General features: G+C 36.1%; 21 protein-coding genes and 2 pseudogenes. 9 read left to right on the top strand and 14 right to left on the bottom strand.

Annotation, left to right across the window (positions count from 1 at the left end):
- Positions 1-198: 198 nt before the first annotated feature.
- Positions 199-444, bottom strand: a complete 246-nt coding sequence (locus ACQVV1_RS10290) for a hypothetical protein (protein WP_060629775.1) — start codon at positions 442-444, stop codon at positions 199-201.
- Between the two features lie 199 nt (positions 445-643).
- Between ACQVV1_RS10290 and ACQVV1_RS10285 the strand changes: the two genes are divergently transcribed.
- Entirely contained in the window at positions 644-769 is a 126-nt protein-coding gene (locus tag ACQVV1_RS10285; protein WP_000540385.1) for a YjcZ family sporulation protein, read from the top strand.
- Positions 770-1147: 378 nt separating this feature from the next.
- On the opposite strand, the gene ACQVV1_RS10280 is transcribed toward ACQVV1_RS10285, so the two are convergent.
- Positions 1148-1444 (bottom strand): hypothetical protein, encoded by a 297-nt coding sequence (locus ACQVV1_RS10280; RefSeq protein WP_242256640.1) that lies wholly within the window; start codon positions 1442-1444, stop codon positions 1148-1150.
- Positions 1445-1456: 12 nt separating this feature from the next.
- On the bottom strand, positions 1457-2692 hold the full coding sequence (locus ACQVV1_RS10275) for a lipase family protein (RefSeq protein ID WP_431168830.1): 1236 nt from the start codon (positions 2690-2692) through the stop codon (positions 1457-1459).
- Positions 2693-2822: 130 nt separating this feature from the next.
- Here ACQVV1_RS10275 and ACQVV1_RS10270 point away from each other — a divergent pair, with 130 nt between their 5' ends.
- The 5 genes from ACQVV1_RS10270 to ACQVV1_RS10250 all read left to right on the top strand — a co-directional run bounded on the left by ACQVV1_RS10270 (position 2823) and on the right by ACQVV1_RS10250 (position 5345).
- On the top strand, positions 2823-3086 hold the full coding sequence (locus ACQVV1_RS10270) for a hypothetical protein (RefSeq protein ID WP_000997171.1): 264 nt from the start codon (positions 2823-2825) through the stop codon (positions 3084-3086).
- Positions 3087-3590: 504 nt separating this feature from the next.
- The gene (locus ACQVV1_RS10265) at positions 3591-3932 is read left to right on the top strand and encodes a PadR family transcriptional regulator (protein ID WP_242256644.1); all 342 of its coding nucleotides are present in this window, start codon (positions 3591-3593) and stop codon (positions 3930-3932) included.
- A complete protein-coding gene (locus ACQVV1_RS10260; RefSeq protein WP_431168829.1) occupies positions 3925-4407 on the top strand; it encodes a hypothetical protein in 483 nt (160 codons plus the stop codon). Before ACQVV1_RS10265 ends, ACQVV1_RS10260 begins: the two co-directional genes overlap by 8 nt.
- Positions 4404-4931 (top strand): permease, encoded by a 528-nt coding sequence (locus tag ACQVV1_RS10255; RefSeq protein WP_242256648.1) that lies wholly within the window; start codon positions 4404-4406, stop codon positions 4929-4931. Before ACQVV1_RS10260 ends, ACQVV1_RS10255 begins: the two co-directional genes overlap by 4 nt.
- 213 nt (positions 4932-5144) lie before the next feature.
- The gene (locus ACQVV1_RS10250; protein WP_242256693.1) at positions 5145-5345 is read left to right on the top strand and encodes a hypothetical protein; all 201 of its coding nucleotides are present in this window, start codon (positions 5145-5147) and stop codon (positions 5343-5345) included.
- 120 nt (positions 5346-5465) lie between these two features.
- On the opposite strand, the gene ACQVV1_RS10245 is transcribed toward ACQVV1_RS10250, so the two are convergent.
- On the bottom strand, positions 5466-6941 hold the full coding sequence (locus tag ACQVV1_RS10245) for an MDR family MFS transporter (protein WP_431168828.1): 1476 nt from the start codon (positions 6939-6941) through the stop codon (positions 5466-5468).
- A 142-nt stretch (positions 6942-7083) separates the two neighbouring features.
- On the opposite strand from ACQVV1_RS10245, the gene ACQVV1_RS10240 reads away from it, so the two are divergent.
- Positions 7084-7659: a TetR/AcrR family transcriptional regulator gene (locus ACQVV1_RS10240; RefSeq protein WP_242256654.1), complete on the top strand. Its 576-nt coding sequence runs from the start codon at positions 7084-7086 to the stop codon at positions 7657-7659.
- A 280-nt stretch (positions 7660-7939) separates the two neighbouring features.
- Positions 7940-8122, top strand: a pseudogene (locus tag ACQVV1_RS10235) (EamA/RhaT family transporter); the annotation flags it as partial.
- A 231-nt stretch (positions 8123-8353) separates the two neighbouring features.
- Here ACQVV1_RS10235 and ACQVV1_RS10230 read toward each other — a convergent pair.
- A complete protein-coding gene (locus ACQVV1_RS10230) occupies positions 8354-9121 on the bottom strand; it encodes a TSUP family transporter (RefSeq protein WP_242256656.1) in 768 nt (255 codons plus the stop codon).
- Positions 9122-9231: 110 nt separating this feature from the next.
- Here ACQVV1_RS10230 and ACQVV1_RS10225 point away from each other — a divergent pair, with 110 nt between their 5' ends.
- Positions 9232-10017, top strand: coding sequence for a TrmB family transcriptional regulator (locus tag ACQVV1_RS10225; RefSeq protein ID WP_242256658.1), 786 nt, complete (start codon positions 9232-9234; stop codon positions 10015-10017).
- A gap of 96 nt (positions 10018-10113) precedes the next feature.
- Here the strand turns inward: ACQVV1_RS10225 and dnaB are convergent, their stop codons facing one another.
- The 9 genes and pseudogenes from dnaB to ACQVV1_RS10180 all read right to left on the bottom strand — a co-directional run bounded on the left by dnaB (position 10114) and on the right by ACQVV1_RS10180 (position 18089).
- Positions 10114-11400, bottom strand: coding sequence for a replicative DNA helicase (gene dnaB, locus ACQVV1_RS10220; protein WP_431168827.1), 1287 nt, complete (start codon positions 11398-11400; stop codon positions 10114-10116).
- Positions 11397-12257: a DnaD domain-containing protein gene (locus ACQVV1_RS10215; protein ID WP_242256661.1), complete on the bottom strand. Its 861-nt coding sequence runs from the start codon at positions 12255-12257 to the stop codon at positions 11397-11399. The genes dnaB and ACQVV1_RS10215 overlap by 4 nt, the downstream gene beginning before the upstream one ends.
- Positions 12258-12454: 197 nt before the next feature.
- Entirely contained in the window at positions 12455-12781 is a 327-nt protein-coding gene (locus ACQVV1_RS10210) for a nucleoside triphosphate pyrophosphohydrolase (protein ID WP_431168826.1), read from the bottom strand.
- A gap of 82 nt (positions 12782-12863) precedes the next feature.
- Complete coding sequence (locus ACQVV1_RS10205) at positions 12864-13592, bottom strand: hypothetical protein (RefSeq protein ID WP_242256664.1); 729 nt, start codon at positions 13590-13592, stop codon at positions 12864-12866.
- Positions 13593-13899: 307 nt separating this feature from the next.
- A pseudogene (locus tag ACQVV1_RS10200) lies at positions 13900-14629 on the bottom strand (MerR family transcriptional regulator).
- Between the two features lie 8 nt (positions 14630-14637).
- Positions 14638-14889, bottom strand: coding sequence for a hypothetical protein (locus tag ACQVV1_RS10195; RefSeq protein ID WP_242256666.1), 252 nt, complete (start codon positions 14887-14889; stop codon positions 14638-14640).
- A gap of 3 nt (positions 14890-14892) precedes the next feature.
- Complete coding sequence (locus tag ACQVV1_RS10190) at positions 14893-15231, bottom strand: DUF4870 domain-containing protein (RefSeq protein ID WP_242256668.1); 339 nt, start codon at positions 15229-15231, stop codon at positions 14893-14895.
- A 97-nt stretch (positions 15232-15328) separates the two neighbouring features.
- Positions 15329-17770: a DEAD/DEAH box helicase family protein gene (locus ACQVV1_RS10185; protein WP_242256692.1), complete on the bottom strand. Its 2442-nt coding sequence runs from the start codon at positions 17768-17770 to the stop codon at positions 15329-15331.
- The gene (locus ACQVV1_RS10180; protein ID WP_242256670.1) at positions 17763-18089 is read right to left on the bottom strand and encodes a nucleoside triphosphate pyrophosphohydrolase; all 327 of its coding nucleotides are present in this window, start codon (positions 18087-18089) and stop codon (positions 17763-17765) included. The genes ACQVV1_RS10185 and ACQVV1_RS10180 overlap by 8 nt, the downstream gene beginning before the upstream one ends.
- Between the last annotated feature and the right edge of the window lie 79 nt (positions 18090-18168).

Below are 18168 nucleotides of genomic sequence, written 5' to 3'. Positions count from 1 at the left end.
ATAACATAAAAATTGCATAATCTATATATATGCAATATTACATGGAAAAATTTCATTATTACATGCTATACTAAAAAAGGAGTCGACAATCGTTATTTTCTTCTTATTTTTAAAGCAATATGGATATATCTTCTTAACACATTTGGATTGTACAAGCAAAAGAAGACATCTTACTAGATGTCTTCTTTTCTTATATTTTTATGAATTTTTTTGAGTTGATGCTCTCCAAGCACGAAAAGATGTTGGGCGTCCAGAATGAGCTCTTTGCTTTGCAGCAGCAACAGCTGGTTTTTCTTCAATAGTCGTTGGTTTTTCTTCCACAATCGCTGATTTTTCTTCAAGAGTATTCACAGCTGTTTGTATTTTTTCCAACTGCTCTTTTAAGGCTTGCTGTTCAATCTTTAAATCCGTAAGTAATCGTAAAATCATTTCAGAATTGGCCATAAAGATCCTCCTTCCCCCAATACACAGAATAAAATACAATATGTCATCAGCATAATACCGGTGACAAAAATAAGGTCGTCAACTCTTTTAAAATCTAAGCACCTTTTATTTTTTAAAAGGACCTGCTCAAGTTTATCCGGAAAAACATAAAGTAAATTAAATCCATTATTAAATGGTCTTTATGGAAGGAGGAGTTAATATGGGCTATGGCGGTACTTGTGGTGGAGGCTGCGGTTTCGGCGGCGGATTCGCTTTACTTGTTGTACTCTTTATTTTATTAATCATCGTTGGGGCTAGCTGTTGGGGCGGCGGATTCGGCTGCTAAAGGAAGGCACTCTTGAGAGTGTCTTTTTTTTACTTATAATAATTAATTTCCCCTCTAGCTGCAATCAATTTACATATATAATTCGTTAATGCCCTATGAACTGATTACTACGTCTCCCTTATATGAATTCCTCTTAAACAACGGGTTTTTAGAGTCATGAATATAATACATTACGTTTAACCTCTGTTGGTATTATTTTCCCAACTTGTAATAGGCAGCACCTTGGATTCAAACAAAAAGAAATAGTATGCTTAAACTGTAAGAGTACACTTATTGTAAAGAAACATTAATTACAGCGTCTCTTTTTTGATCTAATAGCTCAATCAATTCCACAAAGTATAGATTTAAATATTAAAAAACACTCCTAGCGAGTGTTTTTTAATATTTAGGTCCCATATAATCATAACTTTGATCCAATGCCTTAAATAAGTCAATCGCACTTTTTAATTCTTGTTTGTCAGACTTTAATTCTTCCATCTTTGTACCAATATCTTTCCTGAAGACTTCTAAATCACTAATTGCCTTCTTTCCCACTCCAAGTTGCGACCAACTTGATAGAAGTAAGTTATGAACATTACTTACTACACTTTTGTTATGATTTAAATCTTGAATCATATTCTCAAATTGCTGTAAGGCTTGGTTTAAAGCTTCCTCATTTATATAAATTCGTGGCATAATACTATCCCCTTAATAATTTTCATCTGTCTTTTTATAATCATCAGCTTTCTTCTCAATAAAATCAGAGATTTCCGTTGCTGTACGTATATACCAAAAACTTAAATGTTCTACATGGGCACGTATATCGGTTATCTTGGCTTCTAAACGTTTACTTTCAGCTGTTTCTAATAAAGCCATCATATTTGAAATTAATCTCGGTACCTTATCTTGAAATTCTTGTGCATTTCGCTTCATATCTCTTACAGCTTGTTCTAGGTTCTCTACAACTACACGAATTTCTCCGCTACCTAATAACTTACCGGGTGAATCATATACTCTTTCACCTGTATCTACATTCAAAAGATATGGGCTTGCCAAATTACCATCCTTTCCCATCGGGAAATATTTATCATTTTGATAATGGTATCCAGGTTTATCTTTTATAGAATCTAAAAATCGATTCGCTTCAAACGCTATCCTTAGTTCTAATGGTAATTTAGAACTTGCTTCTTTTGAAGCGGGTGGTGTAACAGCATATGTAGAACCAATATGTCCATCATAAGGACCAAAGGGACCATACCCAATAGTATCTGATCCATGAACAATTGTAACAATCCTACCTGTAAATTCCCCGTTATTAGCTCGTTCCTGTAACTCTGGAGGAAGTAAGTGTTTCGCACTCGGTGCATTCCATGTCAAACACCTTATACTCTCATCAAACGCTGCAACATACTCAGATAAAGCACCGCCTAAAGAATGACCTGTAACATATAATTCTAGATCTTTTTCCTTATAATCTTCTTTGACTTGTTTCATTACTTTTTCAGCCTGTTCAAATTGACTGTGATATTCCCATTGTCCGTTCTCTTCGTTCCAATATCGTCTTGGATCTTCCCCTCTTTCTCCTGCCTTTGGGGCTGGTGCTGGATCATGAACACCGTCTCTCCTAATAAAAAACTTACCATCTGTTAACGCATCCTTCATCCCTTCTCCAGGTTTCAAAGAATCCTTTTCAAAAATTTCACCTCCTTCTGTACCACGGAAAGATACCATTACTTGTGTTTTTCCATCTACTACCCGTTCAAACACTACAGCATCCATTCCTGTTTGTTTATCATGAAAAGTTTTTCCTCTATCCCATAATTGCATAGTTTTTCCTTCAGGGTCTTTAACACTAAAAACTCCTTCTAAGTCTTTATCACTCTTATAAGCAGCTCTGGCCATTTGATAATAACTCGAATCTAAAACTTCATCATTTTTGCTCAAAACATTTCCCCTCCCAGAAGATTTAATATATTCTAAATATAGGATACCATTAATGGAGGGAATTGAATTGAAAAAAATCTTTTCCAGTTTGAGTATTATTTTTATATTAATCATTTTAGGAGGGTGTAACATGAATGATGATAAGAAACAAGAAGAACAAAAAATAGTAAAAAAAGCCGAAGAAGTAACTATTAAATATTTCAAAGAAAAAGAGAATTTAGAAGTAGTCATTACAGGACATAAATTTGCCCCAAGTGATTTTCAAACCGTTTTTATAAACGGTCATATAAAAGATGATGAGAGTAAAACCTTTTCTGCAGATGTAGAATATAGTGGAGAAAAATATCATATAAGTTCCATGTCTCATTCTAAAAATTTAGAGCTTAAAAACTAACACTGTAGGCACTCATAACAGTATAGCCATCAACTTAAGAAAATGAATTAAATAACGAAATTAGGACACCTTTTCATGCAGTACTGTATGAAAGGGTGTTTTAATTTATGGCTATAAACAGTGACACACCAGTCGAGGAATTTGCGTATTAAACATGTATGATTCAACGAAAATTTCAGGCACAGAATCTTGTATCATTCTGTGTATTTGTAGGATAAACAATCAGTTCTGAGTCTTCAGTTAATCTTTGCACAAAATTAAATGAAGCCACCGGTACTTGCATTTCAGCCGAGGCACTCAATAAACATTGGCACGAGAAAACCGCATGCTTTTAATTTGTCACTCAACAAAATTAGAAAATAATTACAATAAACCAATTGTATTTTTCCTCCGAAAAATTGCACATTTTTAAAATTGACATAACACTTCATACACCTTATACTGTTAACGACAGTATACTGTCATTAACAGTATATATTCTAATTCATTCTAGGAGGTATATCCATGAAACATACAGGAAGACATACGGGCGCATTTCTTTTGTTATTTCTAGCTGAAGGAGATAACTATGGCGGGCAATTATTGCAAAAGTGCGAGGAAGAACTTCCCGTCAATCCAATCGATAGCGCCATTTTATATCGTACGCTAAAGAAATTAGAAAACGAATGTGCAATTGAATCTTACGTAAGCACAGATCATCAAGACAAACCGAGAAAGATGTACAAAATCACGCCTGCTGGAAAGGAACAACTGGCAGATTTTCAAATGGATATTGAAGAAAAAATGAAGAACTTATCCTTCTTCTTAGACAAATATAAAGACTTAAAGGAATCCGATCATGATTAACGGCGTGATCCTTTACCCTTTAGCCATTATCCTTACGGGGCTTTCTTTTATGAAAGATCGTACGAAAACGAAAGATGCTCTAATGAAGTCGTGGAAAATGTTTCGCAACCTTCTCCCTGCGATGCTCTCCATCCTGCTTTTCGTCGGCTTATCGCTTTCTATATTAACGCCGTCTTTCATCTCTTCTATTATTGGGGAGCAATCTGGATTCATCGGTATTATTTATTCAGCAATACTTGGCTCCGTTGCACTTATTCCAAGCTTCGTCGTATTCCCACTTGGTAATACGTTGGTACAACACGGTGCAGGCCTTCCTCAAGTTGCGGCACTTATGTCTACACTCATGTCAGTAGGAATTACAACCTTGCCCATGGAACAAAAGATATTCGGACGAAGCTTTGCTTACGCACGTAATGCATCTGCATTACTCATGTCACTCCTATTCTCCTATATTATTTGGGTGGTGATGGTATGAAAGAACTAAAAAGATATCGCTTCTTTTTCATTTTATTACTGGGACTCTTTGTATTGACTTTTATAAATCAATCTTTAGGATGGACTGCATTACAGCTAACAAGGAATAGCATTTTAGATATGTTGTTTCTCCTCCCTCCTGTCCTAATATTTGTAGGATTACTTGATCAATGGGTGAAAAAAGAAACGCTCATGAAATATATGGGCGAAAAATCAGGCATCTATGGTATCTTGTTTTCTCTATTATTAGGAGGCATTGCAGCTGGTCCCCTCTACGTCGCCTTTCCAATCGCAGCACTACTCTTAAAAAAAGGTGCCAGCATTCGGTACATCGTATTTTTCTTAGGCGTTTGGACAACTGCGAAATTGCCAATTCTCGTGTATGAATTTTCTTCATTTGGAGTTACTTTTACACTCATTCATATTTGCTTCGGTCTAGTATTCTTCTATATTATGGGGCTTATTTTTGAGAGATTTTATGATCAAGAGCAGTTGCTTCGGTATGATGTTACGGAGGAAATGTAGGATTAACAAACATTGCATAACAGACGCTGAAAATCGAACTGTCATTGAAGCATCTTTAATTTCTACTAGCTAAAAAGAGGTGTCACCTTATAACTATGTGACACCTCTTTTTTATTTTAGAAACATTACCATAATCTTAATTCGATACAGTATAATAAATGTATAATAAAAAATTCCATATTTTGTATTTACTATTTTTTGGAGGTGATTACCTTGAGTAAAAACGTGAATTTACTTCTTCAAATAGTAATTGGAATTATCATTATGATCGCACCTATTCTCATTACAGGGACTATGTATGATGTCACTAAAACGATGGGTGACTTATTAGTTGCAGAATTTATTATAAGAACACTTTCCCTCATTATTGGACTTTTAGTTATTAGTAAGGCTTTGCATCGTTATTCTCAATAGTTCTTCTTACTAAAAAACAGACAATACATACACCACATTTCCCTCAGCTGTTTGAACTATTATTACGAAAGAAATATAAAAAGACATCTTTAATCGTAAAGATGTCTTTTTATATAGACCTTAATTTTCGTTCTGTAAAATCCCCTTTACTTCTACTCCCTTTTTCTCTTCTTTTAAGAACAACGATACAATAAAAGCAATGATGATAAAGATTAATCCAAGTGCAAATGCACCTTGGAACCCTGACGTTAAACCGTTTAACTTCTCTACTGGGTCCATTGGATTTGCGGAGCTTTCCATATACTGAGTTGTTCCTGAAGACATTTTTGAAATAAAGATAGCCGTACCAATTGCGCCAGCTACTTGCTGTAACGTATTAAACAACGCTGTTCCGTGCGGATATAGATCTGGTGTTAATTGATTTAAGCCGTATGTTTGTGCTGTCATGACAAACATGAGTCCAACCATTAATACGCTATGCATAACAATAATTTGTACCATTGATGTATCAGGAGTAATGCTTTTAAATAAGAACATTGCAATCCCCACTAAAATAATACCAGGAACGATAATAACTTTCGGACTAAATTTATCAAATAGTTTACCTGCGATTGGTCCCATTATGGCGCTAATAATACTTCCTGGAAGCATGATAATTCCTGATTTAAAAGCTGTAACGAGTAAAACTGTTTGCAGGAACATCGGTAATAAAGTCATCGTTGAAAATAACGACATCATCACAATGACAATTAATCCAACTGATAATGTAAACATCGGAACTTTAAATGCGCGTAATTCTAAAATTGGATTATCGATTTTTAATTGTCGCACGATAAAAATACATAATGAGATAAGCCCAACAATTAAAGCACCATACACTTTTGGATCAGACCACCCTAAATCACCTGATGCACTAAAGCTATACACAAGCCCGCCAAATCCTAACGTTGATAAAAGGATAGATGGATAATCTACTTTTGGCCTTGTTAACTCTGAAACATTTTGAATGTATTTCATCCCAATCATAATTGAAATGATCACGATAGGAATAACAATGTAGAATAACCAGCGCCAATTGAGTGAATCGACGATTACTCCAGATAATGTAGGACCAATTGCCGGAGCAGACATCATCACAAGTGCGATTAATCCCATTGTGGCACCACGTTTTTCAGGCGGACAGATGATTAAAATCGTATTCATTAATAACGGTGAAATTAAGCCCGTCGCTATAGCTTGGACGATACGGCCGACTAATAAAACGGAAAATGTCGGTGCGAATCCCGCAATTAATGTACCAACTAAAAATGTTACCATTGCGATCAAAAACATTTGTCTCGTTGTGAGCCATTGCTGAAGTAACGCTGTAATTGGGACTAAAACCCCAACTACCAACATGTAAGCTGTAGAAAGCCATTGAATCGTTGAAGCTGTTACGCCAAATTCTTTCATTAATACCGTTAACGCATTACCAAGTAACGTTTCGTTTAATAATGCAACCATTGCCCCTAAAAGTAATGCAATTAAAATGGGGGTATGTTTCATATTAGAAGTATCAACTTTGCCACTTGCAGGGCTCTTAGTTGTCATATTCATTTACAGATTCTCCTCCTGTTTCTTAATTAAAAAGCTTTATATAAACCCAAACACATGTAATATAATATACATATGTAGATTAAAAAGGGAGAATCAATTTTCCGCCATTGTATACTTAATCTACAAAAAAGGAGAATTGTAGATGAACGATAGTGAAAAACAGCTTGATTTACGTATTAGACGTACACATAAATTACTATGGGATTCCTTATTTGAATTAATGACGCAATCAAAACAGAAATATAGTACTATCACGATCAATCAAATATGTGACCGTGCGATGGTACACAGAACAACCTTTTATAAACACTTTGAAGATAAAGATGCTTTATTAGCATTTGGATTTAAACGATATGGCAAGATGATTGCTGAAATACCGGTTTCAGATCGATTAAGTAAACCATTTCAAGTAATGGAACAATTCCTACATCATGAAGAAATCGGTAAAATATTAGAGACGCAAATGTCTGATGAACAATTTATTAGCCGGACACAGTATTTAAGTCACGAAACGAGAAAACAAGAAATAGAAGCGCTAAATCAACTATGTAAAAATCATACGATGTCAAATGATTTAATCATTGAATTTTATTCAGGGGCAATCACCTCATTAAGCGCATGGTGGTTTAAAAATGAAAGAAAAGTTTCTGCTGCTGAAATGGATAGGTATCTCCACCAACTTATTAATCGGGATATTTTTCAGTTTGAAAAAGAGTAGGACTACAGATAGGAACATGATATGTTTTCAGTAGAATACGATATAAATGTGGCAGCGAATAAATGGCATATAATAAAAAGAAGAGATGCGCTAACATCTCTTCCCTAACTGTGCTACCGTATAGGGTGGTGGTCATTATATGTTATTTGTTTTTACGAACCCCATCCTTCTGCTTCCTACGGCGCGGAGTGGGTTTTTAGTTGTCCTTATCTAGAAGTTGCTTCCGCAAAAAATACGTTGAAAATTTCTAGCACTACGGACTCATGGCCAAGCATATTTTGCAAAGCAATACACTACACCTACAGGCCTTATTTTTTCATTAGAACCTGTCTTTTCTGCAGGCTTTGCTTTTGTTTTCACAGGTGAAACACTTAACGGGAAAGGGTATTTAGACGCTACGCTTATACTGTTGAGTATGTTAATTGCTGAGGTGGATTTTAAGAGTTTGTTGAGGCCTAGTTAAAAGAAGAATATAGAGTAAACATTTCACTATGATCAATAAACATACCCTAGAAAATATGAGTCTGTATTATTTTCATTCTCTTCACGTAAATTTTCTTATTTAATGAGACTTTTTTAGATGCTATCTTCGAATAAGATAGCATCTAAAAAATGTTAAAAGGAATTTCCCCCTAGTGTCTTCTTATATTTTATATAATCTGCATATTTGACCTTTTCTACGTTCTTTGATTACTTACTGAATATAGTCATACAAATTTTTTGCTAACAATAAACAAGTTACTGTAATGAAAAGGGCGCGAACATACCCGCTGCCTTTTTTTATAGCAAATTTGGATCCGACGATTCCTCCAGCAATTTGAGCAATCCCCATTATGAAGCCATACGCATAGTTTACTTGCCCTACATACATAAACATGAACAATGCACCAACGTTACTTCCTAAATTAAGAAACTTCGCAGTACCTGCTGCTTTTAAAAAATCATACCCAATAAATAAAAGAGAAAACATTAAAAATGAACCTGTACCAGGACCTAGAAATCCATCATAAAAACCAATAACAAAAATAAAAAAGGTGAAAATAATGACGTGTCGACCAGACAATTTTTTATGAGTGGAAATACTTCCCCAATCCTTCTTGAATATCGTATAAATAGCGACCACACCAAGCATGATCAGCATTAATGGCTTCAGTACTTCTGGGTTCATTAAATGAACGGTCCATGCCCCTATTATGGAACCTATGAAAGTGATTGGAAATAATTTAAACGCCGATTTCAAATCAAGATTACCAGAACGATAAAACACAATATTACTAGTTGCACTTCCCATTGTCGATGCTAGTTTATTCGTGGCTACTGCACTTGCTGGATTCAATCCTGTAAATAATAAGGCTGGTAAGGCAATGAGTCCTCCACCACCTACAACTGAATCAATAAATGCAGCTACAAACCCAAAGATAATCAAAATAATTAAGACAGATGGGTCTAAATAAAAATCCATATTAGTAGCCTCCCCTTTAGTCACTATTGTAATAGTAACTACCAATTTGCTAAATGTAAAGAGTTATTGTAACGTTAAAATATAAAAGCAAACATCGGAGGACGAAAAAAGTGGACTACATAGTGCAACAGCTTAAAAAAATTGGTTTTAATGAATATGAAGCTAAATCTTATGTATCTCTTGTTAAACAGGGGCCTGTCACAGCCTACCAAGTGAGTAAAGATTCAGGTGTCCCAAGAGCGCGAATTTATGAGATTTTGGGTAACCTTGTAGAAAAAGGCATTGTCATGAAGGAAGAAATAAATGACACCACTCGCTATTCACCTCTACCTGTTGAAATCTTTTTACAGAAGGCTCAATCAGAATGGCAGTCTACTTATGAAGGAATTAGTGATTCATTAAAAAAACTAGAAACTTCCGAGGAAAAAACGGATAATCGAGTGATTACTTTAAAAGACAATCAAACAATCATTAGCTATTGTCAGACATTAATAAAAAAAGCAGAACAACGTATTGTCATTTCGATGTGGGATGAAATGTATGAAGCGTTAAAAGAGGATCTAGCTGAGGTAGCTGATAAGGTTACAATACAAGGTATTACCCTGCATGTTGAAAATCCCATTAAAAATCTAGAAGCCCACCGTATAACAGCTTATACAGAAACCCTCTCTACAGAACATTGGTTTATTTTATCGATAGATTCTAAAGAAATGATTTATGGACCATCACTTGAAGAGCGCAATGTTGCTTTTTATACAGATGACCCCGTTCATATATACCTATTAGAGGATTATGTATGGCATGATGTTTTAGTAAATCGACTTGTCCGACGTAGCCAAGATGACTTGGAGCAATGGATTACTAAAGAGAGAAAATCCTTCTTTATGGGAAAATAAGAAACATATTGAAAGAATCAAAAAATAAAGCATAAGTGGATAAAATGGAACACTTATGCTTTATTTTATTTGCAAAGTGATACTCCAATCTTTTCACTATTTCCCCTCCACAAACCGCCCATACTCCTTCAAAAACCTCAGATTAAAACTCCCCACTGGCCCATTCCGATGCTTCGCCACATGAATCTCCGTCATCTCTTTCTGCTTCGTTTCCTTATCGTAATAATCTTCGCGATACATAAGCATAATGACATCCGCATCTTGCTCAATTTGTCCTGTCTCTCTTAGGTCAGATAAAAGAGGGCGCTTATCTTGTCGTGACTCTACAGAACGAGACAATTGCGATAATGCTACTACACAAACATTTAATTCACGTGCCAATAACTTAAGCTTACGCGAAATCTCACTAATCTCTTGAAATCGATTACCCTTATGCTTTGAATCGCCCATAATAAGCTGCAAGTAATCTACAATAATTAAAATCTTTTTATCACCATGCTTCCTCTTTAACTTACGAGTTTGCATCCAAATATCTTGCACAGTAATGCCTGCATTGTCGTAAATCTCAAGTGGCAACTCACCAATCTCCGCAAACGCCTTACTCACTCTTTCCCAGTCTTCCATCGTAAAACGGTGCTTCGGATTTTTCAGTCTGCCCCCTGACACTTCACCTACACAAGACGCCATCCGTTTTAACAATTGCTTACTACTCATCTCTAACGAAAACAATCCAACCGCCGCTCCAGACTTTGCCGCATGCAGTTCAACATTTAGCGCAAACGCAGTCTTCCCCATAGAAGGACGCGCACCAAGAACGACAAAATCACCTTCCTGCAATCCACACGTCATTTTATTTAGCGATGTATAACCAGTCTCAATACCAGTAATCTCTTTCACATCTTGATGAAGCTCCTCATACAAATCAACTAACGCATCCTTCAAATCAAATTCACATACAGAGTCTTTCTCCTCTAACTCACAAAGTGCCGTAATCGTCTCACCGATAACTTTCTCACTCTTCTCCGCAATAAGGCGCTCTCCCATCTTGTGCCCGAGAACACCCGCCTGATACATTTTCCAGGCACCTCGAACAAGCCCCTCATAATACGAGAAGTTGCTAGTTGTAGGCACACCATCCATTAACCCTATAAAATACTCCATTCCCCCGATCCCCTCTAAAAACTTCGGATCTACCCTAGAAATGAATGTCACAAGATCAATCGGTTGCCCCTCGCCTTCCATTTTTCGCATTAACTGAAATATAGACTTATGTACTGGCATAGAAAAATACTGCTCCGTCAAACGGCACTCCTTAATAAGCTCTCCATCAATTAATAGAGAACCTAACACCGTCTTCTCCGCCTCCACATTTTGAATACTCATGGCCGCCACCCGCGTTCCGCTAAAAAGCGCTGCAACTCTTCCTCAGATGGCGCATTCTTCTCCCACTCCTCACACCTCGCCAAAAACTCCTCCGTCTCCCCCGTACTAACAGACGACTCCTTCTTCCGAAACTTAGCCGTATCCGCCTCAACCTCACACACTTTCGTAAACCCTTTCCCGTGCCACCCACGCAAAATCCCCTTCACATAAGCAATTGTCCGCTTATTGTTCTCATACGCAATTTGAAGAGCCTTTAGCACAAGCTCCTCTGACAAATCTTCCATCCATGCACTCAGTTCCTCTACCGCAAACGGAGACAAACTACCAAAATGTTGCTCATAAAAAGAAAACACGCGACTTCCCGTTTCTTCCTCTACAACCTCTTCTTCCTCTGTCTCCTCGCAAACTGGCTCAACATCATCCATAGCCAAATCACTTGGCATACCGAAATGTGCTAAAAGCATCGGAACATTCAGCTCCTCCTCTACGCACTTCTGAAGAAACATATGTACAAACTCCTTATTCTTCACACCCTTAAGCTCACGAAGCACACACTTCTCCACATTCGTATTCGTCACAGGATTATAACGAAGCCAATTCAAAACGAATAACTCCCGCGTATCCGCATCATAAAGAATCTTCCCATAATCAACAAAGCGCTGCACAAGCTTATCAACAGTCTCCCGATTATAACCCGTCTCCATCTCAGCTAACCGCTTCGGAAAAGGAAAAATCCCACACTGCGTCGTCTTCGAACAAGTCAACAAATACACATAAAAATACCGCTCCTCCGGCGTCAAATCCAAAACAAAATCATCCTGCCAAAAATTCACCTGCACATTACGATACACCGCCATCCCAATTCCTCCCGTCCTAATTCAAAAATGAAAATTTCCTCTTTGTACTATATATAGGAAGGAGGGCTGGGGTTTTGGCGTGTTATTTCAAAATTTTTTTCGACTCCTACTACGGTGTTTGTTGGTGTTTTTGTTTTGTTATGTTTTTTCTTAGTGATTTATTACTTGGTAGGGGCTTGTAAGGGGCTTAGGAGGGGTTAGTTATCGGTTACTTCGATTAGAAATACACGATCTGAAAAGCCACCTCGTTCTTCTGCTTTCTTTTTTCGGATGTTGTTGATTTCTTCTAGTGTTGTGCCTTCGTGTTCGGCTAGGGCGTTTATTAGTTCTAGTAGGTCGGATAGTTCTTCGAGTTTATCGGGTTTTGTTTTTGCTTCGATGTATTCCATTAGTTCTTCTTGTGTTTTCTTGCAGATTTCTTTTATGTATTCGTCTTGGGATAGGATTCTTGTTGTGAGTGTTTTTCCGTTGGATTTTATTATTTGTGGGATTTTGTTTCGGATTAGTTTGTTGTGGGTTGGCATGGGATTTTCCTCCGTTTGGTTTTTCTTCTATTATAATGGAAAAGCAGTTTAACTAGTTGTTAAACTGCTTCATTGTTTCTTATTAATTAATATCAATCTTTTCTACTAACATTGCTGGGATACTAATTTCGCCACCCATAGTAGATTTATAAGTAAAGATACCTGCTGATTTTCCCTTAACAGTAACATTGTCTTTTTCTAACACTCTTGAATTTAAAATATCGCTTTTATAAGCAACATATAATACTTTATCGTAATCCCCATTAACGGCTACTCTTAATTGCGTCTCACCTTGCCCTTCCATTACTTGAAGAACTTTTCCTGTAAATTTAGCTTTCTTTCCTTTAAAATCATCCGGTGTTCTAGCTAATTGATCATATGTAATTCCTGTTTCATATCCAATTCGCTCTTCTTCCTCTTTCGCCGCTTTCTCCGCTGCTGCTTTCTCTGCCGCTACTTGTTCTGCTGCCGCTTTCTCTGCTGCTGCCTTCTCCGCTGCTGCCTTCTCTGCCGCTGCTTTCTCTGCCGCTGCTTGTTCTGCTGCTGCTTTTTCCTCTGCTGTTAACTCTTTCTTCTGCTCAGCTTTAGCTGGCTTAGCCTCAGTTTTTGCTTCTTCTGTCTTTTTCGTATCCTCAGAAGTTACACCAAATAAAATAAACATTGCTATTACGCCTATTCCATAGAACTTTAATACACTTTTTCTATTTCTTTTTTCTTCTGATCCCCATCTAACTACTAATTGAGGTTTAATAATCCCAATAATTAATGCTATTAAGCATACAAAAAATAATAATGCAAATAAAGTATTCAAATCGCTTAGCCCTCTCATTTCTCAATTTAATTACAATTAATTTCATACAAACTATATATTCCCATGTTTTAATATTTTTTTCAACATTAAATTATTTAATTGATTTGTCAGATAATATAATTTGAAATTCATCAAATGAACTACCTGTAAAAATACTTATAAAGGAAATAAACAGAAGAATTTATATTACGATGATACTCAATGAAAAAAGAATAAAGCATGCTATCGGAAATAGTTTTTAGTCTTAATAAAATAGAAAGACAGCTTCCCTATTTTATTACTAATGGGGAAACTGTCTACTTACAGGCTATATTTTATTCATTGCTTCTTTTATATACTGTTCTTCCTCACTCATAAAAGGAACGGGAAATTCGTCCAATGGGATTTTTGATTATATCCTCTATATCACTTTGAGGCGTATCAAGATAATTCGTTACCTCTTCGATTAAGTTGAAAAACTCCTCCAAGGTAACTTGAACGTCATGATGACTAGGATCCTTCTCTTCTTCCTTATACTTTTTCAACGTCCCTATCACATTCATAAAACGCTGATCAAACTTTTCTTTTAGTTCCTTATTATTATAAAACGCTCGAACACTATCCGTTGAAAAGTGTTCCTCTAACCATTCCTTATTTTCTTTCTCCCATATAAAAGTTTGCAGAAAAGATGAAAACAAAGCAACATCTACTCGTTCTTCCTTTTGAAACTTCTTCGTCATCTCATCCATATGCGAAAGTACCTTCGTAATTCTTTCTTCCTCTGCCAGAAGCACTTCTCTTTGAAAATGCATTTTTCTTAAAAAATCTTCAGCCTCTATATCACGCTGCAATATAATATTTTGAATCTCCCCAAGCGAAAAACCAAGATGCTTAAACGATTGAATTTGCTGTAACACATACAAATCATCTTTCGTATATAACCGATGCCCGCCTTCAGTATAATCACTCGGCTTTAATAAATTAATTTTGTCATAATAACGAAGCGTCCGCACCGTAACATCCCCAACACCTGCAAACTCACTAATCATCCACGCCATATCATCACCTACTCCGATAACTTCTCTTTCACATACTGAAGCATATGAGAAAAACTCATCTCATTCTGCCAACAATATTGAAACAAACCTACAACAAGCAATCCAAAAGGAACACTCCCTCTATAACGATGTTCATACTCACTAATACCATCATAAAAGTGCTCATACTTTCGTCTTCGTAAAACGATATAAATCGCAATAAACAACACAGCAATCATAACCCAAAGTCGCTTTCCCCTTATTTCCACTTCTTGTTTCATCACCTATTCTCCTTCCACTACATACTTATCTTCTTTAAATAACGGAATTCGAATGAAATAACGATATGGCTCATCTCTTATTACTTTCCACGCAACAATGATCACTTGGACAACCTCAAAGACAAATACGATCCAAAACAAAACATCACTAATACGCGAACTAATATTAAATAGAAGAAAAATTAACAAATGAAAATTGAACGCCTTTCGGCAATGATATTTGTACACCTCATTTTTACGTGCCAGCGTGATGTACATGAGTAGTGGTAAAAAGATTCCTATTACGGCTGAGAGTAGTAGCATGATGATGGTGTTTCTTTTTTCTTTTGTGGTGGTTTTCATGAGTGGTTTGGTCCCCCCTTTTTGATTTGTCTTCTTTAGGTTAGGGGGTGACGTTTGGGGAGGTGCAAGGGGAATTTCAATTCAAAAACAGCAACACTTATTTCAGCGTTGCTGTCCTCCTTTCAAAATATGTATGAAGACGATATTCACATATCTCCTTCGTCCATTCAAATAAAATCTCTTCATCTTCTTTTCTAACATCCATATTTAGAGAAAATACATTTCCATCAAATGATAGTAAACCTTTCGAACTACCACTCCATTTTGTCATTGGCATTGTGGCGATTAGTTTACTAACTTTTTCTTCATCATATTCCCACATACGTTGTGCTTGCTTGTCACTAAAATCTATTCGCTTGCGGTATTCTTGTTCCATTAAAAACTGATGGAAGAATGATGCAACTTCTTGTGGTGAGATAGGATGGTACCATTCCTCTTTTCCGCGTTGTAACATCGCTAACAATAGTAGCATTTTATAACTTTTTGCCATTCCTGTTTTTTCAACTTCTTGCAACCACGCTTCACAATGTAAAAACACTGTTTTTTCAAGTTCTGTTAATTCATCATTCCATGCTAAAAAGCCAACATATGATTTAAACTCTTGGCGATATTCTTTACTCTCTTCTATACCAAGTTTATGTAATTCTAAATATGTAGGTCGACGTCCAAGATCCATTTTTACAGTTTGATAGCTATGTTGCAATTTTTCTTTTCTCGGCATTTTCTTTTTCAGTAATTCATCTAATAACTGCTTTGCTTCTAATTCAAATTCTACTGTACATCCATCTGGCAATATATTTTGTGTACCATTTCCTTTCGTCTTTCCATCATCAACTCGAAGCATTTGCATTTTTATATCTGCATTTCGATAATTTGCAATTAAATCAATTACAACACAATACTCCTTATCCTCATGCAATCGTAAACCACGACCAATTTGTTGCGTAAAAATTGTTAATGATTCTGTTGGGCGAACAAATAAAAGTGTATCGACAGATGGGATATCAACACCTTCGTTAAATAAATCTACTGTGAAAATAGCATCTAGTTCATTATTATCCAGCTGTTTAATCGCATCTTCTCTCGAAATATGTTTTGTTTCCGAATGGAGTGAAATTGTACTATAACCGTTCTCATTAAAATATGTAGACAAAAAGACTGCTTGCCTAATACTAGAGCAAAAGACAATTGTTCTAGTTTTCTTATATTTCTTCCAAGCTTCTAAAATATTTAAGGCAAGTTCCTCTCTTAACTGAATTTGCACAAGTTCCTCACGATCATACTTATTGCCTATCCAACGTATTTGTGAGTAATCGGTATCATCATATACTCCATAATAATGAAACGGAGATAACCATCCACGCTGAATCGCTTCCATAAAATCAATTCGATATGCAACATTCCCATCACAAATCGAATAAATATCACGAAAATCATTTCGATCTGGTGTTGCCGTTATTCCCAATAAAAAGTCAGGGTTAAAATAATCTAGCACTCTTTGATAACTGTTAGCTGCAGCATGGTGTAACTCGTCTACAATAATAAGGTCAAAATCATTAGGTGAAAAGTTTTCTAAGTAACGCTTTCTACTCAACGTTTGAATAGAAGCAAAAACAACATCCTTCTCGCCTTCTTTTTTCTTCCCATTATAAATCCCCGTAGCCTTATTATCGATTACACGTAGAAAAGATTTTTCTGCCTGATTTAATATTTCTTCTAAATGCGCAATAAATAAAACTCGCTTAAAACGTTTTGCAAAAAAAGCAGCTAAATACGTTTTACCAAGTCCTGTTGCCATGACAACCATCGCTTTGTTGTATCCTTCTTCCAGTACATTCTCTAATTGTTCCAATGCAGGTAATTGGGCAAAGCGTGGTGTAATCTTTGTTTCATATACAGCTGATTCCTCTAATTCCATTTCTACTCCTGATCTCGCAGTATAATCCTCTTGTCCCGAGGGAATCATCATTTCAATCTCTTCTTGCTTTGTCCAAGTTCGGACTAAATTCGAATGAGTTGTATGAAATTCTTCATACTCTTTACGATATTGTTTAATTGTTTCTATATTGATAGGCTGCGTTGCTTCATTCATATGAATATGTAAAAATTGATCAATCGCCTCTGAAAAAGCTTCCTCTCCAACACTCTCTTTCACAAGCAAGCTCCATTCCACACCACTTGTTAACGCGGAACGAGACATATTAGAAGAACCAACAATCATAACTCCGTCGCTCTCACGCTCAAATAAATAAGCCTTCGGATGAAATGATTTCCCTGCACTCCTCCACAGTCGAATCTCAATATCAGGATGAATGTCATACAATTTCTCTAAAGCATCTGGTTGCGTAATATACAAATAATCTCCTGTACAAATCTTAATATCTATATTCTTTTCTGCTGCTGCCCGCAAAAGAGGGACTAAGGCATCTACCCCCGATTTCATAACAAACGAAGTTAAAATATATATCGATTTTGCATCATCCATATAGCGCTCTAGCTTATGGATCAAATTATTCGTAACGAGCTGGACATTAGTCATCATGTACCTCAACTAAAAAAATTCTCTCCTGAAAGCCACCACGCTTTTCTGCCTTCTGTTTACGTACTTGCTCAACATCCTCTAACGTTACGCCTTCATATTGTGCTAATGCATTCACTAACTCTAATAAATCAGCTAATTCCTCTACTTTATGCTCTTTACTTTCAGCCCCTAAATACTCAGCTAGCTCCTCTTGTGTTTTCTTGCTCACTTCTTCTATATATTCTTTTTTATTTAGTATTCTAGTTGTGAATGTCTTTCCGTTATTCTCAATAATTTCTGGTATGCGATCTCTTACTAATTTGTTGTAGATTGGCATTTGAATTCCTCCAGGATTAGGGTTTTAATGCTCTAATTATACCATATAAGATTTAATTCTTTTCTTTCTGTTTACATGG

Source organism: Bacillus basilensis (assembly GCF_050630465.1).
GTDB classification, from domain to species: domain Bacteria; phylum Bacillota; class Bacilli; order Bacillales; family Bacillaceae_G; genus Bacillus_A; species Bacillus_A basilensis.
Note: the sequence above shows the minus strand (reverse complement) of the source record. Positions and strands in the feature narration are given on the sequence as shown.

What these genes read in the sequence shown, in the direction of transcription:
- ACQVV1_RS10260 (WP_431168829.1), top strand. Translation starts at nt 3,925, where the DNA reads ATGATTAACGGCGTGATCCTTTACCCTTTAGCCATTATCCTTACGGGG.
- ACQVV1_RS10290 (WP_060629775.1), bottom strand. Translation starts at nt 444, where the DNA reads ATGGCCAATTCTGAAATGATTTTACGATTACTTACGGATTTAAAGATT.
- ACQVV1_RS10230 (WP_242256656.1), bottom strand. Translation starts at nt 9,121, where the DNA reads ATGGATTTTTATTTAGACCCATCTGTCTTAATTATTTTGATTATCTTT.
- ACQVV1_RS10180 (WP_242256670.1), bottom strand. Translation starts at nt 18,089, where the DNA reads ATGCCAATCTACAACAAATTAGTAAGAGATCGCATACCAGAAATTATT.
- ACQVV1_RS10280 (WP_242256640.1), bottom strand. Translation starts at nt 1,444, where the DNA reads ATGCCACGAATTTATATAAATGAGGAAGCTTTAAACCAAGCCTTACAG.
- ACQVV1_RS10190 (WP_242256668.1), bottom strand. Translation starts at nt 15,231, where the DNA reads ATGAAAACCACCACAAAAGAAAAAAGAAACACCATCATCATGCTACTA.
- ACQVV1_RS10255 (WP_242256648.1), top strand. Translation starts at nt 4,404, where the DNA reads ATGAAAGAACTAAAAAGATATCGCTTCTTTTTCATTTTATTACTGGGA.
- ACQVV1_RS10195 (WP_242256666.1), bottom strand. Translation starts at nt 14,889, where the DNA reads ATGAAACAAGAAGTGGAAATAAGGGGAAAGCGACTTTGGGTTATGATT.
- ACQVV1_RS10210 (WP_431168826.1), bottom strand. Translation starts at nt 12,781, where the DNA reads ATGCCAACCCACAACAAACTAATCCGAAACAAAATCCCACAAATAATA.
- dnaB (WP_431168827.1), bottom strand. Translation starts at nt 11,400, where the DNA reads ATGAGTATTCAAAATGTGGAGGCGGAGAAGACGGTGTTAGGTTCTCTA.
- ACQVV1_RS10270 (WP_000997171.1), top strand. Translation starts at nt 2,823, where the DNA reads ATGAATGATGATAAGAAACAAGAAGAACAAAAAATAGTAAAAAAAGCC.
- ACQVV1_RS10265 (WP_242256644.1), top strand. Translation starts at nt 3,591, where the DNA reads ATGAAACATACAGGAAGACATACGGGCGCATTTCTTTTGTTATTTCTA.
- ACQVV1_RS10240 (WP_242256654.1), top strand. Translation starts at nt 7,084, where the DNA reads ATGAACGATAGTGAAAAACAGCTTGATTTACGTATTAGACGTACACAT.
- ACQVV1_RS10215 (WP_242256661.1), bottom strand. Translation starts at nt 12,257, where the DNA reads ATGGCGGTGTATCGTAATGTGCAGGTGAATTTTTGGCAGGATGATTTT.
- ACQVV1_RS10285 (WP_000540385.1), top strand. Translation starts at nt 644, where the DNA reads ATGGGCTATGGCGGTACTTGTGGTGGAGGCTGCGGTTTCGGCGGCGGA.
- ACQVV1_RS10185 (WP_242256692.1), bottom strand. Translation starts at nt 17,770, where the DNA reads ATGACTAATGTCCAGCTCGTTACGAATAATTTGATCCATAAGCTAGAG.
- ACQVV1_RS10245 (WP_431168828.1), bottom strand. Translation starts at nt 6,941, where the DNA reads ATGAATATGACAACTAAGAGCCCTGCAAGTGGCAAAGTTGATACTTCT.